This window comes from Nonomuraea sp. NPDC049649, from assembly GCF_040675175.1.
Taxonomy (GTDB): domain Bacteria; phylum Actinomycetota; class Actinomycetes; order Streptosporangiales; family Streptosporangiaceae; genus Nonomuraea.
Window position 1 is genome coordinate 383754 of sequence record NZ_JBFAOH010000002.1, and the last position, 25517, is coordinate 409270.

Genomic DNA, 25517 nt, shown 5'->3' on the forward strand with positions numbered 1-25517 from the left:
CTCGTCCCCCCGATCGGCCGGTCGCCGTGCGCCGTGCCCGGGGGCGATCATCGGCAAACGCCCGGATCGGCCAAGGCTGCGCCGTCCCCGGTGATGAGGCCGGTGTGAGCACTGTGCCGTTCCCCAGGATGGGGCCGGTGTGAACTCTGGGGAATTTTTCATACTTTGACGGGGCGAATAGCCACGTCTTGTCAAGATCACACAGCTATCGTGGCGCGCATGTTATCGGAAGTAGACACGGGCCGCCCGTCGCTGGGGCACCGGCTGGAGGCCGCCCGCGACCGCGCCTTCGTGGGACGCGAGGAGGAGCAGGCGCTCTTCCGTGCGGCGCTCGGCACGGACCGCTCGTTCATGGTCCTGTTCGTGCACGGCCCCGGGGGCATCGGCAAGTCGGCGCTGCTGCGCCGGTTCGCGGCCGACGCCGCCGCGGCGGGGCGGCCGGTGGTGACGGTGGACGGCCACACGGTGGACCCCTCCCCCTGCGCCTTCGAGGCCGAGGCGGGGCAGGTGCTCGCCCAGGAGCGGGGGGTGCTCCTGGTCGACACGTTCGAGCGCTGCCAGGGCCTGGAGGGCTGGCTGCGCGAGAGGTTCCTGCCGCGGGTGCCGGCAGGAACCCTCGTGGTGGTCGCCGGGCGCAACCCTCCCGATCTGCGCTGGCAGGCCGACCCCGGCTGGGCGGAGGTGCTGCGGGTGATCCGGCTGCGCGCGCTCGCGCCGGGGGAGGCGATGGCGCTGATCGACGCCCGCGGGGTGACGGCGGAGCTGCGCGAGCCGCTGCTGGAGTTCGCGCAGGGCCATCCGCTGGCGCTCTGCCTGGGCGCGGCGGTGGCCGCCAAGGACGAGCGGGCGTCGGCGCGCTGGGCCCTGGAGGACAGGGACATCCCGGAGGAGCTCGCCGAGACCCTGCTGGACCAGCTCGTCGGCGAGGTGCCGTCGGCGGCGCACCGGCACGCGCTGGAGGTGTGCGCGCACGCCCACGCCACCACCGAGGAGCTGCTGCGCGCGGTGCTGCCGGAGCGGCCGGGGCCGCTGTTCGACTGGCTGCGCCGGCTGCCGTTCATCGAGTCGGGCCGGCATGGGCTGTTCCCGCACGACGTCGTACGCGACGCGCTGGAGGCGGACCTGCGCTGGCGCGACCCCGAGGGGTACGCGGACATGCACCACCGCATCCACGCCCACCTGGCCGCGCAGGTCCGCGCCGCCTCCGACCAGGACGCGCTGGCGGCGATGGGCTCGCTGTTCTTCCTGCATCGCCACGACGGGGTGACGCCGAAGTTCCAGAACTGGCGCGGCGACGGCGAGGTGCACGAGGAGCCGTTCAGTCCCGAGGACCGTGACGAGGTGCTCCGCATGGCGGCCCAGGCCGAGGGCGAGGGGTCGGCGGCGGACGCCGCGTACTGGCTGGAGCAGCAGCCGGAGGGGTTCTGGGTGCACCGGCACACCGAGACCGGCGAGGCCGTCGCGCTCATGTCCTGGGTGCGGGTCAGCGGCCCGGCCGAGGCGGACGCCGCCTGCCCGCTGCTCGCGGCGGCGTGGCGGCACGCGGAGGAGACGGCGCCGCCCCGGCCCGGGGAGCACATCGCGCTGGCCCGCGCCTGGGTGCTGCCCCGCTACCACGGCAGGTCGCCGGTGATGGACCTGGTGCAGTGGCGCGCGGTCGGCGAGTGCCTGCGCTCCCACCGGCTGGCCTGGACGTTCCTGGTCATGCGGGACCCGGACTCGTGGCGGCGTTACCTGCGCCAGTACGACATGCACGACCTGGACGCCCGGATCCCGGTGGGCGGCGAGACGTTCGGCCTGTTCGCGCACGACTGGCGCACCACCACCCCGGAGGCGTGGCTGGAGCGGATGAGCACCCGCGGTCTGGGCCGGCGCAGCTCCGCGCCCGCCCGGGGCGAGGAACTGGCGGTGCTGGCGCGTACGGACTTCGACGCGGCGGTACGGGACGCGCTGCGGAACGTGTCGCGGCCGGGCGCGCTGGCGGGCAACCCGCTGGCCCGCTCCCGGCTGGTGGCCGCGCACCCCGAGGGCGACCCCGCCCGGGCCGTGCGCGCCCTGCTGGAGCAGGCGGTCGAGCAGGTGCGGCAGGACCCGCGCGCGGACCGCTTCCACCGGGCGCTGGCCACCACCTACTTCGGCCGGGTCCCCACCCAGGAGGCCGCGGCCGAGCGGCTGGGGCTGCCGTTCAGCACCTACCGGCGGCACCTGTCGGCCGGGCTGGAACGGGTGGCGGAGATCCTGTGGCATCAGGAGGTGTTCGGGGCCCGGCCAGGCGCCTGAGCAGCGGCGCGGCGGGCCGCTCGACCCAGCGGTGCACGGCGTGCGCGGCCAGGCACATGACGGCGACCAGCGCCGCCAGCAGCACCCACCGGTTCACCGCGCCGCCGGTCCGCTCGATGACGATGAAGCCGATGTGCGCGTGGAGCAGGTAGAGCGGGTAGGTGAGCGCGCCGGCCGCGACCAGCCAGGGCCTGGCGAGCGGCCGGACCGCGCGCACCGCGGCCAGCGCCATGACCAGGAACGCCGCGGTGATCACGGTCGCGATCACCCGCGGGTCGTACTCGACGCCGTACCGGGCGCCGACGGCCTCGGCGTACCCGAGGCCGCGGTGGACGGCGTTGGCCAGGCAGAGCGGCACGAGCAGCAGCGTCTGCCAGGTCACCCCGAACTGGTAGACCATGAACAGCGCCATCCCGCCGATGAAGTAGTGCGCGAACTCCGACTGCACGACCAGGTCGGCGACGCGCGGCAGCACCCCGAGTTGAACCAGGGCGGTCATGGCCAGCCACCCCCATAGCAAGGCCATGACCCGGCCCCTGGTCACCCCCATCCAGGCCACCACCAGGATGAGGAAGTAGAAACGCATCTCCGCCCAGAGCGTCCAGTAGACGACGTCCACGTTCGGCACGTCGAACACCGGCTGGAACATGGTCAGGTTGACCAGGATCTGGACCGGCGAGAGGTCGAACATGCCCTGCCCGAGCGTCACCGTGACGAGGCCGGTCACGATGACGCCCAGCCAGTAGGCGGGGTAGAGGCGGGCCAGGCGGGAGGCGGCGAAGGCGCGCGGTGTCCTGCCCCAGGCGCTCATCAGCACGACGAAGCCGCTGATGAGGAAGAACAGGTCCACGCCCAGGTAGCCGTACTGGGTCAGACCCGAAATTTCGGGATAGGTGACCGAGGTGGTGCCGCCCACCGGACCGGAGAAGGTGTAGTGGAACAGCACCACGCAGAGCGCGGCCAGCAGCCGCAACCCGTCCAGCTCGTACAGCCGGTCCGCCTTGCGACGGCGGCTCCGATACGTCCTCTCCCCCGTGTTCACCCGGGTGAGCATGCCGCCGGGCACTGCTCGGTCAACAGATCGTTTTACGCTCGATCACTGCTCAATGTCTTATCGGACGGGGCAGAACAGGGGAAGCGGCTTAATCGGGGTCGTCTTAGGGAGCGGAACGGGGAAGCGGCTTACCCGAAGGAGTGCCTTATTAAACGGGCGCGTCCCCGACCGCGAAGCCATCGCCGGCACCGCCGTCGACCTGCTCGCCGGTCTCCTGGCCGGTCCCGACCCCGGCCGGCGGCCCCAGGAGGTCTGCGCCTCCCACACCCTCATCGCCCGCGAGAGCACCCTCCGGCTTTCAGGCCCAGAGCGACGCCGGGTCCTCCAGCACCGACCGCACCGTCGCCAGCGCCGCCCCCAGCAACGGCCCCCGCCGCCCCAGCTCCGACACGGTCAGCGCCTGAGGATCCCAGGCCCGTACGGTCACCCGCGCGGCCAGCTCCCGCCGCATCGGCGGCACCAGCCACTCCCCCAGCTCCGCATAGGCCCCGCCCAGCACCACCGCGGCCGGATCCAGCAGATTCACCGCCCCCGCCAGCGCCGTCCCCAGCGCCCGCCCGGCGTCCTCCAGCGCCGCCACCACCCGCGCGTCCCCCTCCCGCGCCCGCGCCACCAGCACCCCGATCCCATCCGCCCGCCCACCCGAGAGACCAGCCGCGACCCCAGCCCCGGAACCAGCGGGCACCTCCTCCGCGGACACTCGGACGGGCTCGTACGACCGAGCAGCCGTACGTTCCTTCCCCGCCGCACCGGGTCCGGAGAGAGGATCGGCCTTCTCCGCAGGCACGCTGAACGGCCCCTCCGCCCTGACAACCTCCGGCCCGTACGAACGAGCAGCCGCACGTTCCTTGCCCGCCGTACCAGCACCAGCCGGAGATCCCTCCGCAGGCACACCGGAGAGACGGCCCTCCGCCTCGCCAACCCCGGGTTCGGGCGGAGAAACGGCCACGGACACGGCGGAATCGCGCCGGCGGGCCTCTGCCGCGACGGCTCCCGTCCTGTACGAGCGAGCAGCCGCGGACTCTGAGGACGCTGCTCGGTGCCCCGCGCGGCCATCGGCGGGTTCGTCATGTGAGACCGGGCGGGGCTGCCCCGCCGATACGCCGGAGCCGGGTGGCAGGCTCGCCGGGGTGGTACCAGCCTGAGGGATGCCGGAGACGGACGGACGCGCTGCTTCGTGCCCAGGTTGGCTGGAGGCGGGGGCGTCGAGTGGAGCCGTGGCGTGATCGGTCGGCATGCCCTCTGGGGTGGCGCTGGACCCGGGGGTGGAAGGTGACGCTGATCGGCTGTCTGCCGGGCCGGATCCCGGGGTGAGAGAAGACGCTGATCGGCTGCCCGCCGGGGCGGTAGCGGACTCCGGGGTGGGAGGAGACGCTGACTGGCTGCCCGCCACGGGGGTACCGGACTCCGTGACGGGAAGCGCTGGTTGGCTGCCCGCCGGGGTGGTAGGGGCCTGGGGAGTGCCGGACGCGGCATGGCTGTCTGCCAGGCCGGGCCCCGGGGTGGGAGGAGGCGCTGATTGGCCGCCTGGCGGGATGCTAGGGGCCTGGGGACTGCCGGACACCGCGTCTGAAGGGGTGGGGGACGTGAGGGGTGGTGGGGCGGGGAGGCCGGCGGCGCGGAGGACGGCGGCCTTGGCGGCGTACTGTTCCAGGCAGCCGCGGGCGCCGCAGGAGCAAGGGGGGCCGTCGGGGTGGACGGGCATGTGGCCGAGTTCGCCCGCCAGGCCGCGGGCACCGGTGAAGAGGCGGCCGCCGACGACCAGGGCCGCGCCGATGCCGCTTTCGGCCGAGACGTGGATGAAGTCGGCCGCCACCGGGTGCGCCCACAGCTCGGCGAGCGCGCCCAGGTTGGCCTCGTTCTCGACGCGCGGCGGGAGCGCGCCCGGCCACAGCTGCGTGACCGGGACGTCGTGCCAGCCCAGGTTGGGGGCGCTCTCGACGGTGCCGGAGTCGCGGGCGACCAGGCCGGGCACGGCCATCACCGCCGCCACCGGCCGCAGCCCGAGCGCGGCGGCCTCGGCGACGGCGGATCCGGCGAGCGCGGAGAGCCGGGCGAGCACCCCGGCCGGGGGCAGAGCCGCGTTGGGGCTCTCCACGACTGTCCAGACGCGCACCTGGCCGCGCAGGTCGGTCACGCACACCCCGAGGTGCTCGACCCCCACTTCCAGGCCGAGCCCGGCGGGGCCGCGGTCGCTGACCATGAGCGCGCTGCCCGGCCGCCCGACCCGTCCGTTGGCGGCCGGGCCCAGCTCGGTCAGCAGCCCGGCGGCGAGCAGTTCGTCCACCAGGCTCGACACGGCGGGCCTGGTCAGCCCGGTGTGCCCGGCGACGGCCGCCCTGGACGCCGGGCCGTGCCTGGCGACGGTGTCCATGACGAGGGCCAGGTTGTGCCGTCGCATGCTCTGCTGCGACGCCGGCCGTGTCCTGCCTCTCACCGCGCTTCTCCCCCGCCGGACACCCTCACCCGGCCCTGACCAGAACCGGTACGGCACTCGTACCGGAAGCCGCCGGACCCGGTCCCGGACGCCCCCATCCGGCCCTGACCAGAACCGGTACGGCACTCGTACCGGAAGCCGCCGGACCCGATTCCGGACGCCCTCACCCGGCCCTGACCAGAACCGGTGCGGCAGTCGCCGGGACCGGCGACGCCGTGGCGGCGGGAGAGGACCCGCCGGGGGCGGCGGGAGAGGACCCGCCGGGGGCGGCGGGCGATGGGGTGCCGGCGGCTGTGACGCATGCGGGTCCTTCCGTTCAGAGCCGGGTGAACAGCTGACCGGCCCGGGGCAGCGTACCGGCGATCCGCTCCATCGCCGCCGTGTCCTGGGCCACCGGCTCCAGCAGCTCGCCGCGGGCGGTGCCCCAGCGGCGGGCGACCTCGTCCGCGGCCTCGCCGGTGAGCAGGGCGGCGGCCTGGGCGGCGGCGCCGAGGGCGACGAGCTCGGCCGCCGCCGGGACCACGACCGGCCGCCCGGACAGGCGCAGGATCGTCTGCCGCCAGGCCGTGCCCTTGGCGCCGCCGCCGATGAGCAGCAGGGGCGTGGCCGGGTCGGGCTGCTCGCCGCCGGCGCGGAGCACGTCGTCGAGCGCGGCCAGCAGGGCGGCGGCGGCGCCGTCGTAGGCGGCCTGGAGGATCTGGCCGGGGGTGGTGTCGTGGCGCAGCCCGTACACGAGCCCGGCGGCGTGCGGCAGGTTGGGGGTGCGCTCGCCGTCGAGGAACGGCAGCACGACGACGCCGCCGCCGGGCTCGACCGCCTCCCGGTCGCGGCCGAGCAGGCTCGCCATCTTGTCGATGGCCTGGGTGCAGTTGAGCGTGCAGGCCAGCGGCAGCCAGTTGTCCAGCGCGTCGGCGAACCCGGAGACGATGCCGGTGGGGTCCTCGGGGTGCTGCCGGGCGACCGCGTAGACGGTGCCGGAGGTGCCGAGGCTGAGTACGGGGGTGCCGGGTTCGAGGCCGAGGCCGAGGGCGGCGGCCATGTTGTCGCCGGTGCCGGCGGCGACGGGCGTGCCTTCGGGCAGCGGCCCGCCGGCCTTGACGGTGCCAGCCTGGCCGGAGACGACCCGGGGCAGCAGCGCGGGGTCGAGCCCGATGTCGCGCAGCAGGTCGGTGTCGTAGCCCTGGGGCGTCCACCAGCCGGTGCCGGAGGCGTCGCCGCGGTCGGTGACGCCCTCGCCGGTCAGGCGTTCGGTGAGGTAGTCGTGCGGCAGCCGGACGGCGGCGGTCCGCTCGGCGTGGTGCGGCTCGTTCTCGCGCAGCCAGAGCCACTTGGTGATGGTGAACGACGAGGTGGGCACGCTGCCGGTGCGCCGGGCGAGGGTTTCGGCGCCGTACTTGTCGATCAGCGCGGCGGCCTGCCCGGCGGAGCGGACGTCGTTCCAGAGCATGGCGGGCCTGATGGGCTCGCCGGCGTCGTCGAGGGTGACCAGGCCGTGCTGCTGGCCGCCGACGGAGACGGCGCCGGCCCGGTCGGCCCAGCCGGTCTGCTCGACGGCCGTGCAGAGCGCCCGCCACCACTGCTGGGGGTCGCTCTCGCGGCCCGCGCCGGAGGAGACGGTGTGCGGGGCACGGCCTTCTCCGACGATGGCGCCGCTGTCCACGTCTACTGCGACGGCCTTGGCCGACTGGGTGGAGCTGTCGATCCCGATCACGACGCGCTGTGCCGACATGGTGCCTCCCGGGTTTCTGGGCTTCCCTACCGCGCCTCCGCATACTAATTTGTTTTTTGCCCTTACGAATAGGAGTCCCGATGACTGACAGCCTCACGCCCCGCCCTGAACACAAGTTCTCGTTCGGCCTGTGGACGGTCGGATGGCAGGGTCGCGACCCGTTCGGCGACGCCACCAGGGCTCCGCTGGACCCGGTGGAGTCCGTCAACCGCCTCGCCGAGCTCGGCGCGTACGGGGTGACCTTCCACGACGACGACCTGATCCCGTTCGGTTCGAGCGACACCAAGCGCGAGTCCCACATCAAGCGCTTCCGCCAGGCGCTGGACGCGGCCGGTCTCGTGGTGCCGATGGCGACCACCAACCTGTTCACCCACCCGGTCTTCAAGGACGGCGCGTTCACCGCCAACGACCGCGACGTGCGCCGCTTCGCGCTGCGCAAGACCATCCGCAACATCGACCTCGCGGTCGAGCTGGGCGCGAAGGTCTACGTCGCGTGGGGCGGCCGGGAGGGCGCCGAGTCCGGGGCGGCCAAGGACGTGCGGGCGGCTCTCGACCGCATGAAGGAGGCCTTCGACCTGCTCTGCGAGTACGTGATCAGCCAGGGGTACGATCTGCGCTTCGCGGTCGAGCCGAAGCCGAACGAGCCGCGCGGCGACATCCTGCTGCCCACCGTGGGCCACGCGCTGGCGTTCATCGACGAGCTCGCCCACCCGGAGATGGTCGGCCTCAACCCGGAGACCGGTCACGAGCAGATGGCCGGGCTCAACTTCACCCACGGCATCGCCCAGGCGCTCTGGCACGGCAAGCTCTTCCACATCGACCTGAACGGCCAGACCGGCGTCAAGTACGACCAGGACCTGCGCTTCGGCGCCGGCAACCTGCGTGACGCGTTCTGGGTGGTCGACCTGCTGGAGACCGGCGGCTACACCGGCCCGCGGCACTTCGACTTCAAGCCGCCGCGGACCGAGGACATGGACGGCGTGTGGGCCTCGGCGGCCGGGAACATGCGCACGTACCTGCTGCTGAAGGAGCGCGCGGCGGCGTTCCGCGCGGACCCGGAGGTGCAGGAGGCGCTGCGCGCGGCCCGGCTGGACGACCTGGCCCGGCCGACGCTGGCGGACGGGGAGTCGCTCTCCGATCTGCTGGCGGACCGCGGCGCGTACGAGGAGTTCGACGCGGACGCGGCGGCCGCGCGCGGCATGGCGTTCGAGCGGCTGGACCAGCTCGCGATGGACCACCTGCTCGGCGCCCGCTGACCGGTTCCCTTCGCGGCCCCCGTCCTTCCAGGGCGGGGGCCGCGGCATGTCCGGGGTCCGGCGCGAGAGTGAACCGAACCCCGCGAATCGCCGTATCTCCCTTTAGGCACCCCCGTACCAGGAGGAGCCTAGACGCTTCAGGAGCCACTTAGGTTTACCCCAATATCCGGATTTCGGGGACAAACCTGAGCAGGACTCGACAGAATGCGGATTCCATCCAGCGTCTACCGCAAACTGGAGGGAACCCCCCATGCGTAGACCCTTAGGGGTACTCGCGTGCCTCGTGAGCGCGGCCGCGCTCTCGGCACCGGTCGCCACGGCGCATGCCGCGACGGTGTCCCAGCCGGCCTGCCGCGTCTCCGTGGCCAAGCCGCGCCTCACCGAGGACGGCAAGATCAAGGCGACCGCCTCGCTGCGCGACTGCTACCGGCCCGGCATGGTACGGGTGCGCATCCTGCGCGCCGTGCCCGGGAAGGACCGCGTGCTCAAGAGCGGCGCCGACCGGGGCCGCCGCCCCCGCGTCACCATCGCGATGCCGTGCGCGCCGGGCACCTACTACGCCGTCGCCACCGACTACCGCGGCAACACGGGCAAGTCCCGGGCCCTGCGGGTGAAGAAGTGCGACCTGCCCGCGCCCGCGCCGACCGCGACCTCGACCAAGCGGCCGCAGCCGGCCCCCACCGTGACGGCGAGCAGCCGGCCGCGGCCCACTCCGACCACGACGGCGACCAGCAGGCCCCAGCCGACCGTGACGGCCACGAACCGGCCCCAGCCGGTCCCGACCCGCACCACGACCACCCCGCCGCCGCCCGCCCCCAGCCCCACCCGCACGGCGACGCAGGCCCCGCAGCCCGTGCCGACCAGCACGCCGGGCACGGTCGGCACGGCCGAGGAGAACGAGGTCGTCCGCCTGACCAACGCCGAGCGGGCCAAGGGCGGCTGCCAGCCGCTCAAGCACGACCCGCAGCTGCACCAGGCCGCGTCCGGGCACTCCGCGGACATGGCCAAGAAGGGCTACTTCAGCCACACCTCGCAGGACGGCCGCACGTTCATGGACCGCATCCGCCAGGCCGGCTTCACCGGCGGCCGCGGCTGGGCCGAGAACATCGCGATGGGCCAGCGCACCCCGGCCGACGTGGTCAAGGCCTGGATGAACAGCTCGGGCCACCGGGCGAACATCATGAACTGCTCGTACACCCTGATCGGCGTCGGCGCCGTGAAGAACTCCTCGGGCCAGATCTACTGGACCCAGAACTTCGCCGCCCGCTGACCTGAAGATCTTCTCCTCACGCGGCGTGTGGAGGAGAGCCGCGGCGCCCCGCTACTCCCACGGCGGGGCGCCGCGGCATGTCTAGGCCGGCAGCGAGTCCGGGCGGCGGTGGTGCAGCCCGATGACCGGCACCTCGTGCAGGCTCCCCGAGTACAGGAACTGGGTCATGCCGACCAGCAGCCGCCGCACGTCCTCCTGGGGCCGCACCACCAGGCGCAGGAACTGACTGGTGGTGCCCAGCTTGTTGCCGCACTCCCGCACGTACACGCCGTGCTCGGTGAGCAGGTGGTCGCGGAGCGGCACCCCGTCGAACCCGGACGGCAGCTTCACCAGCAGGAAGTTGCCCTGAGAGGGGAAGACCGTCAGGTCCGGCATGCACGACAGCTGGTGGTGCATGGCGCGCCGGTCCTGGGCCAGGCGGCGCAGGCTCTCCTGGTACTCCCCCATGCACTGCCTCAGCATGAACACGACCACCTCGGCGAAGGAGTTCAGGTTCCACTTGGGCAGCGCGTCCGCGATCTTCGCGGTCAGCGCCGGGTTGGCGACCAGGTAGCCGAAGCGGATGCCGTGCAGCCCGAAGTTCTTGCCGAGGCTGCGCAGCACGATCACGTTCGGCCGCACCGCCGCCTCCGCCGCCACCCCGGGGTAGGGCTCGGCGTCCACGAAGTCGCCGAACGACTCGTCCACGATCACCAGGTCGAGGTGGATGAGCTGGTCGAGCAGGTGCAGCACCTCGTGTTTGGGCAGGTAGCCGCCGTCGGGGTTGTTCGGGTTGCAGATGACCGCGACGCGGGAGCCGCGGGTACGGATGAACGACACGTAGTCGCTGACGTTGAGCGCGAAGCCGCGGCTCTCCTGCAGCGGGTACATGTCGACCCGCTTGCCGGTCTCCAGCGGCTGGTCGGTCCAGCGGCCGAAGGTGGGGATCGGGACGGCCAGGCTCTCCCGCACCAGCAGGTGGTCGATCCAGGTGATCAGCTCGGTGGAGCCGTTGCCCATCGCCACCGTCTTGGGATGCAGCCCCATCGTGGCGGCCAGCTCGGCGGTGATGGTGCCGGCGCCGCTGGGATAGTACTTGAGGATCGTCTCCAGGTTCTTCCCCAGGTGCTCGAAGATCTCCGGCGTGGGGAAGTACGGGTTGCAGGGGATGCAGAAGTCCACCGGCGGGCGCCGGCCGTCGGAGTCGCGCAGCAACGAGAAGTACGAGGGACTGTGCGCCTGGGCACGCAGACTGCCGAGCTCCACGAAACCTCCATGAGACGGCCCATGAGACGGAACGTGTGGAGGTACGCGCGGCCGGGTGTGCGGGTTCAGCGCCTTTACAACGTAGATCGCCCGGCCCCTGGCAGGGACCGGGCGAGGCCGTCACTCGATCAGTGGCGGTGGTGCTTGCGGTGGTGGTGGCGGTGGCCCACGACCTTCACCCAGTCGGTGTCCTCGGCGGAGGCCAGGTGGCGGGAGCCTTGGAAGACCGCGCGCCAGGTGCCGGACGTGCGCGCCCGGACCTTGGTGTGGAACGAGCCGTCACGGCGGGTCTTGACCGTGTCGACGTGCTGCCACCCGCTGCTGCCGGCCGGCTGGAAGAGGATGGCGATCCGCTTCCAGCCGAGGCGGTGCCAGGAGCCGCTCGTGTCGCAGTGGTCGGCGTGGTGGACCGAGACGAAGCCCTCGATGTAGTCCTCGGAGCACTTCACCGACAGCTTGCCCGTGACCGACAGCGGCTTGCCCCGCCAGGCGGGCTCGGGGGTGACGTCGAGTTGGAGGCTGGTGCGGCCCCCGGAGTCGGCCACGGCCGGGGTGGCCGCGCCCGCGAGCACCGCGGCGCCCATCGCTGCCGCCGCCGCTCCGGCGGCGAGTCGTCGCAACATGAAAAATCCTTCCCCGTGCTTGACGCGCCCCGGACAGGGCGTGTCAACGCCAAAGACGCACAAAGGTCAGGAAAAGTTGCGGTAAATCCGGTCACGATTGGGCAACGGCGGCGTCAGGACGCGCGCGGCCGGGCGGCGTCCGCGGCGTACTTCCTGGTCCCGGGGAAGTAGGCGCGCCACTCGCCCGGACGGCCGCCCACGGTGCGGGAGAACCGGCCGCCGGAGTCGGTGGTGGTCCCGGTGACCGTCTCCCACTCCGCCGACGGGTCCCGGCGCCACTGGATCGCCACCCGCTGCCCGCCGAACGGCGTGAACGCGGCCAGGCCGCGCGGGTCCAGCCGCTTGAGCCGGCCGCTCAGCCGCAGGCCCCCGCCGTGGTGCCCGGCCCGCACCGACGTCAGCCGGGTCTCGCGCTTGAGCTCGAACGCGGCGTACTCGGTGACCTCCGCTCCCCCGGCGCCGCGCGCGGTCACGGCGACCGTCCAGGTGCCGGCCGGGTAGAAGCGGTTGAGCCGCTTGTCGGGCAGGAACCGCCAGGTCTCCCAGCCGCCGGGCTCGGCGCGGCCCCACTTGGGCTCGCTGGTCCAGATCTCGTCCGGTTCCCCGAACGGCGCGGGGCCGGGGCCGGACCAGTCCTCTTCCTCTTCTTCCGCGGGCGGGCGCCTGTCCTCCAGGAGCGGGCCGGGCGGCGGGCCGGGCTCGACCTCGACGACGACCCCCTGCCGTCCCCGCACCCCCTTGGCGACCACGTCGATCACCAGGCGGACCGAGTCCGACGGGCCGACGACGGGCGCGGCGGGACGGATGTCGATCTCCCTGATGACGGGCTCGTCCGGGACGGCGGCGGACGCCGGGGCCGGCGCGCCCAGCGCCGCCGCCGTGAGCGAGGCGAGAAGAAGGCATCTGGTCATGCGCAAGACGGTAGGAACCGCCCGGTCACGACCAGGGCCACGACACACGCCTCTGATGGCAAAAACGGTCTAATCGGTGTACAGGCTCTCGATCAGGTCGGCGTACTTGCTGTGCACCACCCGCCGCTTGAGCTTGAGGCTGGGCGTCAGCTCCTCGGTCTCGGGCGTCCACTCGGTGCCGAGCAGCGCCCACTTCTTGACCTGCTGCACCCGGGCCAGCTTGGCGTTGGCGGCCTCGACGGCGGCGGCCACCTCCTTCAGCACGTCGGGGTGCTCGGCCAGCTCGGCGAGCGTGCCGTAGGCGATGCCGCGCGACTGGGCCCAGCCGGGGGCGATCTCGCCGTCGAGAGTGAGGATGGCCACCGGGTAGGGCCGCCGGTCGCCGTAGGCGAGCGCCTGGCCGATCAGCGGGTGCTCCTTGAGGTGGTTCTCGATCTCGGCGGGCGAGATGTTCTCCCCGCCGGCCGTGATGATCAGCTCCTTCTTACGGTCGATCACCCGGTAGAAGCCGTCCTCGTCGACGGTGCCGATGTCGCCGGTGTGCAGCCAGCCGTCGGCGTCGATGAGCTCGGCGGTGGCCTCGGGCCGGTTGAGGTAGCCGGTGGTGTCGAGCGGGCTGCGGGTGAGGATCTCGCCGTCCTCGGCAAGGCGGACCTCGACACCCGGCTCGGCCCGGCCGACCGTGCCCAGGCGGTAGCAGGTCGGGGCGTTCCCGGTGAACGCCCCGGTCGTCTCGGTCATCCCGTACACGTCGATGACCTTCAGCCCGAGCCCGGCGTAGAAGCGCTGCACCTCGGCGGGGAGCGGCGCGGCGCCGGTGGCGGTCCACTTGGCGCGGTCGAACCCGATCATGCCGCGGACGATCGACAGCAGCGAGCTGTCGGCCTTCTCGTACGCTTCCTGGATCTCGGGGGTCATGGTGTGGCCGTACTGCCCGGCCTCCACCCAGGCGACGCCGGCGGCCATGGCCTGGCGGACCGCGGCCTGCTGCTCCTCGGGCTGGGTGGACAGGACCGCGAGGAGCTTGGCCATCATCTTCTCCCACACGCGCGGCACGCCGAAGAAGAGCACCGGCCGGACCTGGCCGAGCACGGTGCCGAGGTTGGCCAGGTCGGTGCAGAAGTACACGTGGGAGATCTTGACCAGGGGCAGGTAGAGGCTCAGCACCCGCTCGGCGATGTGCGCGTAGGTCAGGTAGGAGATCTGGGTGCCCTCGGTCGGCAGGTTGGCCATCCGGTCGGTGCAGGCCACCTCGTAGAAGACGTTGTGGTGGGTGAGCGGGACGCCCTTGGGCTGGCCGGTGGTGCCGGAGGTGTAGAGGACGGTGACGGGGTCGTCGGCGGTGACGGCCCGCCAGCGGGCGTCGATGTCGGCGGGGTCCTCCTCCAGCCGGGCCCGGCTCAGGTCGAGGAAGTCCTGCCAGGACATGAACCGGTCGCCGTCCGGCGCCCCCTCCAGCATGATGATCTTGCGGAGGTCCGGCAGTTCGTCCAGCGACGGCTCCCAGCGGGCCAGCTCGGCGGGCCCGCCGATGACCGCGATCTTGGCGTTGACGTCGCCCGCGACGAAGGCGACCTGCTCGGGCGCGAAGGTGCTGTAGATGGTGCAGCCGACGCCGCCCGCGTGCACGGCGCCCAGGTCGGCGAGGACGTGCTCGCTCCGGTTGACCATCATGAGCGCGACCGCGTCGCCGGGTTCCAGCCCCAGGGCGGCGAAGCCGGCCGCGATCTCCAGCACGCGGCGCCTGGCCTCGGCGTAGGTGAGGGTGGACCAGCCGTCGCCGTCCGGGTCGGAGTAGGCAGGAGCGTCCGGGTGTTGCTCGGCGGCCTTTCTCAGCTGCTCGCACAGGGTGAGCCCGGCGATCGAGCGTTCGATCTCCGCCCGTACCTCGAGGACGTCGGCCATGGACCTGCCTCCAGTCAGTAATCACTTGCAAGGCTGGGATGCATCGCACCACACGGCGCGGGTAGCGGCAAGTGCCTGGAGAACTCGTCACGTACAGTGATGATTCCCATGCGAGACGTGACCGGAGATGGCATGACCGACGGCGGCAGGACGTTCTTCGGCCAGCCCTGGGGGCTGGCGACGCTGTTCGGCACCGAGATGTGGGAGCGGTTCAGCTGGTACGGGCTGCGCGCCATCCTGGCCACGTTCATGGTCGCCTCCCCCGCCCGCGACGGGCTGGGCCTGTCGGAGGAGACCGCGCAGGCCGTGGTGGGCATCTACGGCGCGCTGATCTACCTGGTCGCGCTGCCGGGCGGGTGGGTCGCGGACCGGATCCTGGGCGCGCGCCGGTCGGTGTTCTGGGGCGGGTTCGTCATCATGTGCGGCCACATCAGCATGGCCGTCCCGGTGCCCTCGCCCGCCTTCGTCTGGCTGGGCCTGCTGCTGATCGTCCTGGGCACCGGGCTGCTCAAACCGAACATCTCGGTCATGGTGGGCAAGCTGTACCCGGAGGACGCCGACGCGCGCCGCGACGCCGGGTTCTCGCTGTTCTACCTGGGCATCAACCTGGGCGCGTTCTTTGCGCCGATCGTGGTCGGGCGGCTGGCGGAGGGCGACCGGTGGCATCTCGGCTTCGGCGCCGCGGCCGTCGGCATGGCGCTCGGCCTGCTGCAGTACGTGATCGGCGGGCGGGTCAGCCTGCGCGGCACCGGCGACCGGCCCGGTGAGCCGCTCCCGCCGCACGAGCTGCGGAGGTACGGGCTGATCGCGGCGGCCGGAGTCACCGGGGCGGTGCTGGCGCTGGGCGCGTGGGCGGCGACGGGCACGTTCACGCTGGGCCGGTTCACCGCGGTGATGACGGCGGTGATCCTGGCGGTGCCGGTCCTCTACTTCGGCTACATCATGCTGGGCGCGCACGGCCTGACCGAGGACGAGCGGACCCGGATGAAGGCGTACATGTGGCTCTTCGCCGCCGCCGCGATCTTCTGGATGATCTACGACCTGGCGCCGAGCAAGCTGCTGTTCTTCGCGCAGAACAACATCGACCTGTCGCTGTCGGGCATCCCCATCCAGGCCGCCACCACCCAGGCGTTCAACCCGCTCCTCATCATGATCTTCGTGCCGGTCTTCGCCGCGCTCTGGGTACGGCTCGGCGACCGGGTGACCACCTCGCAGAAGTTCGGCTTCGCGCTGGTCATGGTGGGGCTGAGCTTCGTCGTCATGGCGTTCGCGGCCCGGCTGGCCGAGAGCGGCCGGGTGTCGGTGTGGTGGCTGGTGCTGGTCTACCTGGTGCAGGTCTTCGGCGAGCTGGCGATCAGCCCGGTGGGGCTGTCGGTCACGACCAAGCTGGCGCCGCACGCGTTCAAGGGGCAGATGCTGGGCGTCTGGTTCATCGCGGTGTCGGTGGGCGACGCGGTCGGCGGCCAGACCGGGCGCCTCGGGGCCGTGCTGCCGGACCCGCTCTACTACCTGCTGCTGGCCGCGATGGCGATCGCCGCCGGGCTGGCGCTGCTCGTCTTCACCCGGAAGCTGCGCGCCATGATGGCCGAGCACCCGGACCCGGTGGCCCCGCCGATCCGGTAGACAGTCCTGCGTGGCAGAACTCTTCGACCTCGCCGGCATCTTCGTCTTCGCGCTCACCGGCGCGCTGATGGCGGTGCGCAAGCGCCTGGACGTGGTGGGCATGGCGGTGCTGGCCGAGATCACCGCCCTGGGCGGCGGCATCGCGCGCGACCTGGTGCTGAACGTCACGCCCACGGCGTTCCTGAGCCTGGGCTACGTGCTGGTCCCGCTGGCGGCGACGGCCGTGGTGTTCTTCTGGCATCCGCACGTGACCCGCGTCATGCCGGTCCTGCTCGTGCTGGACGCCGCCGGGCTCGGCCTGTTCTGCGCCGTCGGCACCGCCAAGGCGCTGCTGTACGGGCTGAGCCCGCTGCACGCCGCCCTGCTCGGCGTCACCACCGCGGTGGGCGGCGGCATGCTGCGCGACGTGCTGGCCGGGGAGATCCCCACGCTGCTGCACGACCGGCAGCTGTACGCGGTCCCCACCATGGTCGGGTCGGGGGCGCTGGCCGCGATGGACGCGGCGGGGCTGAAGGGCTGGCCGGTCGCGCTCGGGGCGGCCGTGCTGACCTTCGTGCTGCGGATCGCCGCCATGCGGTTCAACTGGCGCGCCCCGCTGGCCCGCGGCGTCCGCAGGGAGCCCTAGACCTGCCCAGACCCTGTTTCAGACGACTGGGCTCAGCGCGTCGGGCGCCCGGACCGCGCCGGTGCGGCCCAGCCGCCGTGCCGTCACCAGCCGGGCGACGCCCTCCCGCAGCACCTGGGGCGGCTGGGTGAAGGGCAGCCGCAGGTAACCCTCCAGCGTGCCCTCCAGGCCGAACCAGGGGCCGGGCGCGATCCGTACGCCATGACAGGCGGCGGCCTCGGCGAGGGAGACGGCCGAACCGGAGTCGAGCCGGATCCAGAGCGTGCCGCCGCCGGGCGGCACCGTGAACCGCCACTCCGGCAGGTGCTCGCGCAGCTCGGCGACGAGCGTGGCCCGTGAGGCGCGCAGCGCGCGGCGGCGCTCCTGCCGGGTCTCCTCCAGCCGGTCGAAGAGCGCGGCCACGACGAGCTGCTCCAGCACCGGGCTGGCGATGTCCACCGACGCCCGGTGCGCCGCCAGGCGGCGGGCCAGCGCGGCCGTGGTGCGGATCCAGCCGATGCGCAGCCCGCCCCACCACAGCTTGGACGCCGAGCCGATGCTGATCACCCGGCCGCCGGTGTCGAAGGCGGCCATCGGCGCGGTCCGCGGCACCTCGTCCAGCGCCAGCTCCGCCCAGGTCTCGTCGGCGACCAGCAGGGTGCCGGAGCGGCGGGCCGCGGCGGCGACCGCCGAGCGGGTGGCGTCGTCCATGAGCGCGCCGGTCGGGTTCTGGAAGTCGGGCATCAGGTAGGCGAGCCGGGCGCCGACCTGCCGCATCGCGCCGGAGACCAGGTCCTCGTGCCAGCCGTCGGCGGAGACGCCGGTGGAGACTACCCGGGCGCCGCGCCGGCGAACGGAGTCGACGGCGTGCGGGTAGGTGGGCGACTCCACCAGGATCGCGTCGCCCGGGGCGGCGAGCGCGCCGAGCACGACCTCGATGGCGTGCTGGGAGCCGGTGGTGACGAGGATCTGCTCCGGGCGGGTGGCCACGCCGCGCTCGGTGTAGCGGGCGGCGATCCGCTCCCGCAGGACGGGCAGCCCGAGCGGGTGGTAGCCGTTGCCCATGCCGTACCGGGGGATCTCCTCGACGGCCTCGGTCATGGCCGCGCGCAGCGCCGACGGCGCGGGCGGGGCGGCGGCGTGCAGCTGGATGAGGCCGTCGCCGTCGACGGCGAGCCAGGGGTTGTCGGGGGTGAGCGCCGGGTCGGGCAGCGCGGTCCAGCTCCCGGCGCCCTGCCGGCTCTCCAGGAAGCCGCGCTCGCGCAGCAGGTCGTAGGCGGCGGTCACGGTGGTGCGGCTGACGCCGAGCGCCCGGGCCAGGTCGCGTTCGGCGGGCATGCGGACCCGGACCGGGATCTGCCCGTCCAGGACGGCGGCGCGCACGGCGTCGGCGAACGCCCGGTAGTAGGGCCGCTCCCGGGGTCCGGCGCCGACGAGCCGGGCGAGCTGACCGGCCGACAGATGACGCATGAGGCCACTTTCGCGGATTGGCCCTGTAGGGGCAACCCGGGGACATGGCACGGTGGAGACACCATGAAAGAAGCGACCGTCACGCACACCGGCTCCCTGCCCGCCCGCCTCACACGTCTGTACGGCGGCCTGGCGCTCTACGGGACCGGCATCGGGCTCCAGATCGAATCCGGCCTCGGCAACGGCCCCTGGGACGTGTTCCACCAGGGCGCCGCGCTCCTGACCGGCCTGTCCATCGGGACGATGATCATCATCGTGGGCGCGCTGGTCATGCTGGCCTGGATCCCGCTCCGGCAGCGCCCCGGCTTCGGCACGATCAGCAACGTGATCTTCGTAGGGGTGTTCGCCGACGTCTCACTCCACCTGCTGCCCACGCCCGACCACCTCCTGCTCCGCTGGCTCTTCGTCGCGCTCGCCGTGACCTCCATCGCGCTGGCCACCGTCCTGTACATCGGCGCGGGCATGGGGGCGGGCCCGCGCGACGGCATCATGACGGGCCTGATGCGGCTCGGCCTGTCGGTGCGGCTGAGCCGGTTCCTCATCGAGGTCACCGTGCTCGCCGCCGGATGGCTGCTGGGCGGCACCGCCGGGCTGGGCACGATCGCCTTCGCGTTCGCCATCGGCCCGCTGACCCAGCTCTTCACCCGCTGGTTCCCGCTGTCCCCGGTCCGGCACACGTGAGCCGGAGCAGCCGCGGCAGACGCTAGTGTCAAGCCATGCGGATCGAGGACTACGCGCTCATCGGTGACATGCAGTCGGCGGCACTGGTCGGCAGGGACGGTTCCATCGACTGGCTCTGCCTGCCCAGGTTCGACTCCCCCGCCTGCTTCGCCGGTCTGCTCGGCGACGACCGCAACGGCCACTGGTGGCTCGGCCCGACCGGCAGGCCGATGGCCGACCGGCGCCGCTACCGGCCCGACACACTCATCCTGGAGAGCGAGTGGGACACCCCCACCGGCACCGTCCGGGTGATCGACTTCATGCCGCCGCGTGACGTGAACCCCGACGTGGTCCGCATCGTGGAGGGCGTGTCCGGCACCGTCGAGATGTCGACCCAGCTGCGGGTCCGCTTCGACTACGGCCGGATCGTGCCGTGGATGCGCCGCAACGGCAGCCATCTGCAGGCGGTCGGCGGGCCCGACTCGGTCTGGCTGCACTCCCCGATCCCGCTGCGCGGCGGCGACTACGCGCACGAGGCGACCTTCGAGGTGAAGGCGGGCGAGCGGATGCCGTTCGTGTTCACCTGGCACCCCTCCCACCAGCCGATGCCGCCCCAGATCGAGTGCGAGGACCAGCTCGCCCAGACCGAGGCCATGTGGCACGACTGGGTGAGCACCTGCAGCCACCAGGGGCCGTGGCGGGAGGCCGTGATCCGCTCCCTGATCACGCTCAAGGCGCTCACCTACGCGCCCACCGGCGGCATCGTGGCCGCCCCCACCACCTCCCTGCCGGAGGACATCGGCGGCGTACGCAACTGGGACTACCGCTACTGCTGGCTGCGCGACGCCACCATGACGCTCGACGCGCTGATCGGCGCCGGCTACCTGGACGAGGCCGCCGCGTGGCGGGCGTGGCTGCTGCGCGCGATCGCCGGCCGCCCGCAGGACCTGCAGATCATGTACGGGGTCGCGGGCGAGCGCCGGCTGCCCGAGCTGGAGCTCGACTGGCTCGACGGCTACGAGAGCTCCCGCCCGGTCCGGATCGGCAACCAGGCGGTCAACCAGCTCCAGCTCGACGTGTACGGCGAGGTCATGAGCTCGCTGTACCTCGGCCGTACCTCCGGGCTGACCCCCGACGAGCGGGCCTGGTCGATCCAGCGGCAGCTCCTCGACTACGTGGAGGAGCACTGGGACGAGCCCGACGAGGGCCTGTGGGAGGTGCGCGGGCCGCGCCGCCACTTCGTGCACTCGAAGATGATGTGCTGGGTGGCGTTCGACCGCGCGGTCAAGTACGTCGAGCGGTTCGGCCGCACCGGGCCGGTCGAGCGGTGGCGGGCGGTGCGCGACAAGATGCACGCCGAGATCTGCGACAAGGGCTACGACCCGGCCCGCAACACCTTCACACAGTCCTACGGCTCCCGCGAGCTCGACGCGTCGCTGCTGCTCATGCCGATGGTCGGGTTCCTGCCGATCGACGACCCGCGGGTGACCGGCACGGTCGCGGCCATCGAGAAGGAGCTGATGGCCGACGGCTTCGTGCTGCGCTACCCGGTGGCCGAGGACAACGACGTCGACGGGCTGCCCGGCGCCGAGGGCGCGTTCCTGGCGTGCAGCTTCTGGCTGGTCGAGGTGATGGCCATGCAGGGGCGCAAGGACGAGGCGGTCGAGCTGTTCGAGCGGCTGCTGGCGCTCCGCAACGACGTCGGGCTGCTCGCGGAGGAGTACGATCCGCGCTACGGCAGGCAGGTGGGCAACTTCCCGCAGGCCTTCTCGCACGTCCCGCTGATCCACGCCGCGCGGGCGCTGACGAAACTGCTGTGATCTAGGCGGCCAGCCTCGCCAGCACCCGGGCGAACTCGGGCGGCGGGGCCACGACCAGCCTGGTGTGGCCGCTGCGCAGCTCGATGTCGGCCCTTATCAGCGCGAGCCGCCCGTCGTGCCACCAGTAGACCTGCGAGCTCAGCCCGCCGGTGCGGGCGGCGTGCACGCGCAGCCGCTCTATCGCCCGGACCACGCCGAGCCCGTGGACCGGGTGGACGAGCAGGGTGTACGGGTCGGGCAGGACGGCGAGCACCCCGTCGTCCGGCACCGGGAGATAGTCGTCCAGCCAGCGCAGGTGGGTGGCGGCGGCCGGGGTGGCCGCGGTGAGCCGGGTCACTGGGGTGCCGGACAGCTCGATCGACTCGACGGTCAGCCGTTCGCCGACCCGCACGTTCGACACGGCCAGCTCCAGCGCCCGCGCGGCGGGCAGCGGCCAGCAGCCCGCCTCCTCGGGCCGCACCGGGCGGTCGCCGACGGCGAGGATCTCCAGCAGGTCGCCGTTGAGGTGCCGGCCGACGACCCGGGCGGGGTCGGCCACCTCGTCGGCCGACTCCACGCGGGTGGTCAGCAGGGAGCGGACCTGGTCCAGGTCGCAGTAGTCGAGCGGGTCGCCGGAGACGGCGTGCGCGAGGTGCTCGGAGACCAGGGTCGGCCAGTCCTCGCGGGCCCGGCGGCCCGCCTCCCTGCGCAGCCCGGCGAGCCGGACCCGGATCTCCCGGGGCCCGCGCATGGTCAGGGAGGCGCCGTCCGGCGCGAACACGCAGGTGTACCCGAGGGACTCGGTGACCAGCGCCAGCAGCGAGTCGAGGTCGACGTCCTCGGCTGACCGGCGCGAGGGCTCCCGGTCACGTGGAAAGGATGGCACGCGCCATGTCCCTTTCTGTCGGATTTGTCCCTTTTCTCTCCTACCTTGCCTGGCTCTCGTTCCAGTACGGGCCCGTCAGGGAGCACGATTCGGTATCAATAGCACCAAGAGCCCCAAGCCACACACTCATCTGGGGTGATCCATGGCCTGCGGGAAGCCCGGCGACGACCGGCACCCCGAGCGGCGCCAGCCGGTCGCGGAGCGCCGGATACGGGTCGCCGCAGTCGACCCAGGAGCCCAGCGCGATCCCCCGCACGCCCTCGAACGCCCCCGCCTGCAAGAGCTGGGTGAGCATCCGGTCGACGCGGTAGGGCTCCTCGCCGATGTCCTCCAGGAACGCGATCCCGCCCGCGAACGACGGCTGGTAGCGCGTGCCGCAGAGCGAGGCGAGCAGCGACAGGTTACCCCCGCTCAGCACCCCCTCGGCCCGGCCGGGCACCAGCACCCGGTCGCCGGTGACCGGCGCGGCGGCCCCGGTCAGCGCCGCCCGCAGATGGGCCAGGGTGTCCGGCTCGGGACCCTCCTCGCCGCCGAGCAGCGCGCTGCCGGGCATCGGGCCGTGCAGCGTGGGCACGCCCAGCTCCACCGCGAACGCCCGGTGCAGCGCGGTGATGTCGCTGGAGCCGACCAGCACCTTCGGCCCGGCCGCCCGCATCGCGTCCCAGTCGAGCAGCGGCAGCAGCCGGCCCGCCCCGTAGCCGCCCCTGGCGCAGAACACCGCCGACACCGCAGGATCGCACCACGCCGCCTGGAGGTCGGCCGCCCGCGCCGCGTCCGTCCCCGCCAGGTACGGCAGGTCCTGGCGGTCGAACACGTGCTGGCCGACGACCACCTTCATGCCGAGCCCCTCCAGCCGCTCGACCCCGCGCCTGAGCGCGGCGGCGTCCACTGGACCCGAGGGGGCCACGACGGCGACGGTCGCGTCATGATGCAAGAATCCAGGTGTCTCAATCACCCGGGAAACGGTGTCACACTTACCTCTCCTATGCGACTTCCGCCCCACATCCTCGTGGTCAACGGCATCAAGGTCCGCAGGCCGGTGTTCCTGGTCGGCGCCCCGCACTCGGGCACGGACCTGGTGGCCCGCGCCCTCAAACGGGCGCCGGGGTTCCACCTGACGACCGGCCGCGCCTGCGTGGCCCACGTGGTCTACGCCTTCGCCCGGCGGCCGTCGATCGGCCGCACCTCGGGCGCGGTGCGGGTGATACGCGACGCGCTCGCCGAGTCGTGGCAGGTGCTCGACGGCTCGTGCGGGCTCTGCTCGGACGTCTGCCGCGAGGCGGGCGGCGTGACCAGCACCGGCCCGTGCGTGGCGACCGGCGAGGTGACGAGGTTCGGCGACGCCAGCCCCGACCTGCTCTACGCGGCGCCGGTGCTGCTGCGCGCCTTCCCCGACGCGCGGATCGTGCAGCTCATCCGCGACGGCCGGGACGTGGCCGCCGACATGCTCGGCGACCCGGCCTGCCTGGCCTGGTTCAAGCCCGTCATGCTGCCGGAGGACACCGAGTTCCCCAACGCGTTCCTCGGCGTCAACCGCGACGAGCACCGCGACCGGTGGAAGACCATGCCGGTGGCCGGCAAGTGCGCGCTGCGCTGGCGCAGCGCGGTGCGGCTGAACGCGGCGCTGCGCAAGGAGCTGCCGGAGGAGCAGCTCATCACGGTCCGCTACGAGGACCTGGCGCGCGACCCGGCGCGGGAGGCGGCCAGGCTGTCGGAGTTCCTGGGCACGCGGGTGCCGAAGGTGGCCCTGTACGGGGCGGCGGCGCCCCGGGTGGGCGGCTGGCGCACCCGGCTGCGCTCGGCCGACGCCGAGCTGGTGGAGAAGGTGACCCGCGAGGAGCTCACCCGGCTGGGCTACCTGAAGAGCTGAACTGGGTGCGGTAGAGCTCGGCGTAGAGCCCGCCCTTCCGCAGCAGCTCCTCGTGACGCCCGCGCTCGGCGATCCGGCCCTCGTGCACGACCAGGATCTCGTCGGCCTCCCGGATGGTGGAGAGCCGGTGCGCGATGACCAGCGAGGTGCGGCCCGCCAGCGCCGTCTTGAGCGCCTGCTGCACGGCCGCCTCCGACTCCGAGTCCAGATGCGCGGTCGCCTCGTCGAGCACCACCACGCGGGGCGCCTTGAGCAGCAGCCGGGCCAGCGCCAGGCGCTGCTTCTCGCCGCCGGACAGCCGGTAGCCGCGCTCGCCCACCACCGTCTCCAGCCCCTCGGGCAGCCCCTCGACCAGCTCGCCGATCTGCGCGGCCCGCAGCGCCGCCCACATCTCCTCCTCGGTGGCGTCCGGCCGGGCGTAGCGCAGGTTGGCCGCGATGGTGTCGTGGAACAGGTGGGGGTCCTGTGTGACCACGCCGACGGTCTCGCGCAGCGAGGCGAGCGTGGCCTCGCGCACGTCGAGGCCGTTGATCCGGACCGCCCCGCCGGTGACGTCGTAGAGCCGGGACACGAGCGAGGTGATCGTCGTCTTGCCGGCGCCGGAGTGGCCGACCAGGGCGACGAGCCTGCCGGGCGCGGCGGTGAAGGTCACGCCGTCGAGCACCTGCGGGGACGGGCCGTTGTCGGCCTTGGCGATCGACTCCAGCGACGCCAGCGACACCTCCTCGGCCGACGGGTAGCGGAAGCGCACGTCGTCGAAGTCGATGGTGACCGGGCCCCCGGGCACCGGCCGGGCGTCCGGCCGCTCGGCCACCATCGGCTTGAGGTCCAGGATCTCGAACACCCGGTCGAAGCTGACCAGGGCCGTCATCACGTCGACGTGCACGTTCGACAGCGACGTGAGCGGCCCGTACAGGCGCATGAGCAGCGCGGCCAGGGCGACGAGCGTGCCGAGCTCGAAGGCGCCGGACACGGCCAGCACGCCGCCGACCCCGTACACCAGGGCCGTCGCCAGCGCGGCGACCAGGCCGAGCGCGACCCGGAACACGGTGCCGTACATGCCGACCCGCACTCCGATGTCGCGCACCCGGGCGGCCCGCTCGCCGAAGACGGCGGCGTCGTCCTCGGGGCGGCCGTAAAGCTTGGCCACCATGGCGCCGGCCACGTTGAAGCGCTCGGTGGTGACGCTGCTCATCTCGGCGTCGAGCTGCATCTGCTCGCGGGTCAGCGCCGACATGCGGCGGCCCACCCACTTGGCGGGCACGATGAAGATCGGCAGCAGCACCAGCGCGATCAGCGTCACCTGCCAGGACAGCACGAGCATGGCGCCGAGCACCAGCACGAGGCTGACCACGTTGGCGACCACGGACGACAGCGTGGTGGTCAGCGCCCGCTGGGCGCCGATCACGTCGGTGTTGAGCCGGGACACCAGCGCGCCGGTCTGCGCCCGGGTGAAGAACGCGACCGGCATCCGCTGCACGTGGTCGAAGACCTCGGTGCGCAGGTCGTAGATCAGGCCCTCGCCGATGCGGGCGGAGAACCACCGCTGCACCAGCGTCAGCGCGGCGTCGGCGAGCGCCAGCCCGGCGATCGCCACCGAAAGGGCGATCACCAGGCCGGTGTCGCCGGGGATGATGCCGTCGTCGATGATGGCCTTCATGAGCAGCGGGTTGGCCACCACGATGCCCGCACCCGCCACCACGAGCAGCAGGAACGCGGCGATCTGCCCGCGGTAGGGCAGGGCGTAGCCGACGATCCGCCGCACCGTGCCGGGTGCGAGCCGCTGCTTGGTCACCGAGCCGTCGCGCCGCAGCGACGCCCAGACACCGGGGCCGAAGCCCCCGCCCATCATCGACATATAGGGGACATCCCTCCACTCCCCCAGCTAAGCGTCT

Annotated in this window: 20 protein-coding genes; 8 read left to right on the forward strand and 12 right to left on the reverse strand. The window is 72.8% G+C overall.

The annotated features are described in order from the left end of the window. The first annotated feature begins 219 nt into the window (after positions 1–219). Positions 220–2280, forward strand: coding sequence for an AAA family ATPase (locus AB0J42_RS05050; RefSeq protein ID WP_364289015.1), 2061 nt, complete (start codon positions 220–222; stop codon positions 2278–2280). On the opposite strand, the gene AB0J42_RS05055 is transcribed toward AB0J42_RS05050, so the two are convergent. The 4 genes from AB0J42_RS05055 to xylB all read right to left on the reverse strand — a co-directional run bounded on the left by AB0J42_RS05055 (position 2186) and on the right by xylB (position 7500). Continuing rightward, complete coding sequence (locus tag AB0J42_RS05055) at positions 2186–3322, reverse strand: acyltransferase (RefSeq protein WP_364289017.1); 1137 nt, start codon at positions 3320–3322, stop codon at positions 2186–2188. The two genes, AB0J42_RS05050 and AB0J42_RS05055, sit on opposite strands and share 95 nt — an antisense overlap. 310 nt (positions 3323–3632) lie before the next feature. Further along, positions 3633–5735, reverse strand: coding sequence for an ROK family protein (locus tag AB0J42_RS05060; RefSeq protein ID WP_364289019.1), 2103 nt, complete (start codon positions 5733–5735; stop codon positions 3633–3635). A 32-nt stretch (positions 5736–5767) separates the two neighbouring features. Next, positions 5768–6073, reverse strand: coding sequence for a hypothetical protein (locus AB0J42_RS05065; RefSeq protein WP_364289021.1), 306 nt, complete (start codon positions 6071–6073; stop codon positions 5768–5770). 14 nt (positions 6074–6087) lie between these two features. Continuing rightward, positions 6088–7500: a xylulokinase gene (gene xylB, locus AB0J42_RS05070; protein WP_364289023.1), complete on the reverse strand. Its 1413-nt coding sequence runs from the start codon at positions 7498–7500 to the stop codon at positions 6088–6090. 80 nt (positions 7501–7580) lie between these two features. On the opposite strand from xylB, the gene xylA reads away from it, so the two are divergent. Further along, entirely contained in the window at positions 7581–8756 is a 1176-nt protein-coding gene (xylA, locus tag AB0J42_RS05075; RefSeq protein ID WP_364289025.1) for a xylose isomerase, read from the forward strand. Positions 8757–9006: 250 nt separating this feature from the next. Further along, entirely contained in the window at positions 9007–10026 is a 1020-nt protein-coding gene (locus AB0J42_RS05080) for a CAP domain-containing protein (protein ID WP_364289027.1), read from the forward strand. 81 nt (positions 10027–10107) lie between these two features. On the opposite strand, the gene AB0J42_RS05085 is transcribed toward AB0J42_RS05080, so the two are convergent. The 4 genes from AB0J42_RS05085 to AB0J42_RS05100 all read right to left on the reverse strand — a co-directional run bounded on the left by AB0J42_RS05085 (position 10108) and on the right by AB0J42_RS05100 (position 14710). Beyond that, positions 10108–11271 carry a histidinol-phosphate transaminase gene (locus AB0J42_RS05085; RefSeq protein ID WP_364289029.1) on the reverse strand — a complete coding sequence of 388 codons (1164 nt, stop codon included), beginning with the start codon at positions 11269–11271 and terminating at the stop codon, positions 10108–10110. Positions 11272–11399: 128 nt separating this feature from the next. Then, positions 11400–11894: a hypothetical protein gene (locus AB0J42_RS05090; protein WP_364289031.1), complete on the reverse strand. Its 495-nt coding sequence runs from the start codon at positions 11892–11894 to the stop codon at positions 11400–11402. 113 nt (positions 11895–12007) lie between these two features. Beyond that, positions 12008–12805, reverse strand: coding sequence for a hypothetical protein (locus tag AB0J42_RS05095; RefSeq protein WP_364289033.1), 798 nt, complete (start codon positions 12803–12805; stop codon positions 12008–12010). Positions 12806–12874: 69 nt separating this feature from the next. Then, positions 12875–14710, reverse strand: coding sequence for an AMP-binding protein (locus AB0J42_RS05100; protein WP_364289035.1), 1836 nt, complete (start codon positions 14708–14710; stop codon positions 12875–12877). A gap of 108 nt (positions 14711–14818) precedes the next feature. Between AB0J42_RS05100 and AB0J42_RS05105 the strand changes: the two genes are divergently transcribed. Next, the gene (locus tag AB0J42_RS05105) at positions 14819–16333 is read left to right on the forward strand and encodes an oligopeptide:H+ symporter (RefSeq protein ID WP_364289037.1); all 1515 of its coding nucleotides are present in this window, start codon (positions 14819–14821) and stop codon (positions 16331–16333) included. A gap of 10 nt (positions 16334–16343) precedes the next feature. Beyond that, entirely contained in the window at positions 16344–16958 is a 615-nt protein-coding gene (locus AB0J42_RS05110) for a trimeric intracellular cation channel family protein (protein WP_364289039.1), read from the forward strand. Between the two features lie 18 nt (positions 16959–16976). Here AB0J42_RS05110 and AB0J42_RS05115 read toward each other — a convergent pair whose 3' ends face one another. Next, positions 16977–18407: a PLP-dependent aminotransferase family protein gene (locus tag AB0J42_RS05115; protein ID WP_364289041.1), complete on the reverse strand. Its 1431-nt coding sequence runs from the start codon at positions 18405–18407 to the stop codon at positions 16977–16979. A gap of 63 nt (positions 18408–18470) precedes the next feature. Here AB0J42_RS05115 and AB0J42_RS05120 point away from each other — a divergent pair, with 63 nt between their 5' ends. Both AB0J42_RS05120 and AB0J42_RS05125 read left to right on the forward strand, forming a co-directional pair. After that, positions 18471–19088, forward strand: coding sequence for a hypothetical protein (locus tag AB0J42_RS05120; RefSeq protein ID WP_364289043.1), 618 nt, complete (start codon positions 18471–18473; stop codon positions 19086–19088). 35 nt (positions 19089–19123) lie between these two features. After that, on the forward strand, positions 19124–20887 hold the full coding sequence (locus tag AB0J42_RS05125; protein ID WP_364289045.1) for a glycoside hydrolase family 15 protein: 1764 nt from the start codon (positions 19124–19126) through the stop codon (positions 20885–20887). A gap of 1 nt (position 20888) precedes the next feature. On the opposite strand, the gene AB0J42_RS05130 is transcribed toward AB0J42_RS05125, so the two are convergent. Together AB0J42_RS05130 and AB0J42_RS05135 are read right to left on the reverse strand one after the other, a co-directional pair. Then, entirely contained in the window at positions 20889–21752 is an 864-nt protein-coding gene (locus AB0J42_RS05130) for a hypothetical protein (RefSeq protein ID WP_364289047.1), read from the reverse strand. Positions 21753–21792: 40 nt separating this feature from the next. Further along, positions 21793–22686, reverse strand: a complete 894-nt coding sequence (locus AB0J42_RS05135) for an LD-carboxypeptidase (RefSeq protein ID WP_364289049.1) — start codon at positions 22684–22686, stop codon at positions 21793–21795. A gap of 51 nt (positions 22687–22737) precedes the next feature. Here AB0J42_RS05135 and AB0J42_RS05140 point away from each other — a divergent pair, with 51 nt between their 5' ends. Beyond that, a complete protein-coding gene (locus tag AB0J42_RS05140; RefSeq protein WP_364289051.1) occupies positions 22738–23622 on the forward strand; it encodes a sulfotransferase in 885 nt (294 codons plus the stop codon). Here the strand turns inward: AB0J42_RS05140 and AB0J42_RS05145 are convergent. Further along, positions 23594–25480: an ABC transporter ATP-binding protein gene (locus AB0J42_RS05145; protein ID WP_364289053.1), complete on the reverse strand. Its 1887-nt coding sequence runs from the start codon at positions 25478–25480 to the stop codon at positions 23594–23596. The genes AB0J42_RS05140 and AB0J42_RS05145 overlap by 29 nt on opposite strands. Positions 25481–25517: the final 37 nt, after the last annotated feature.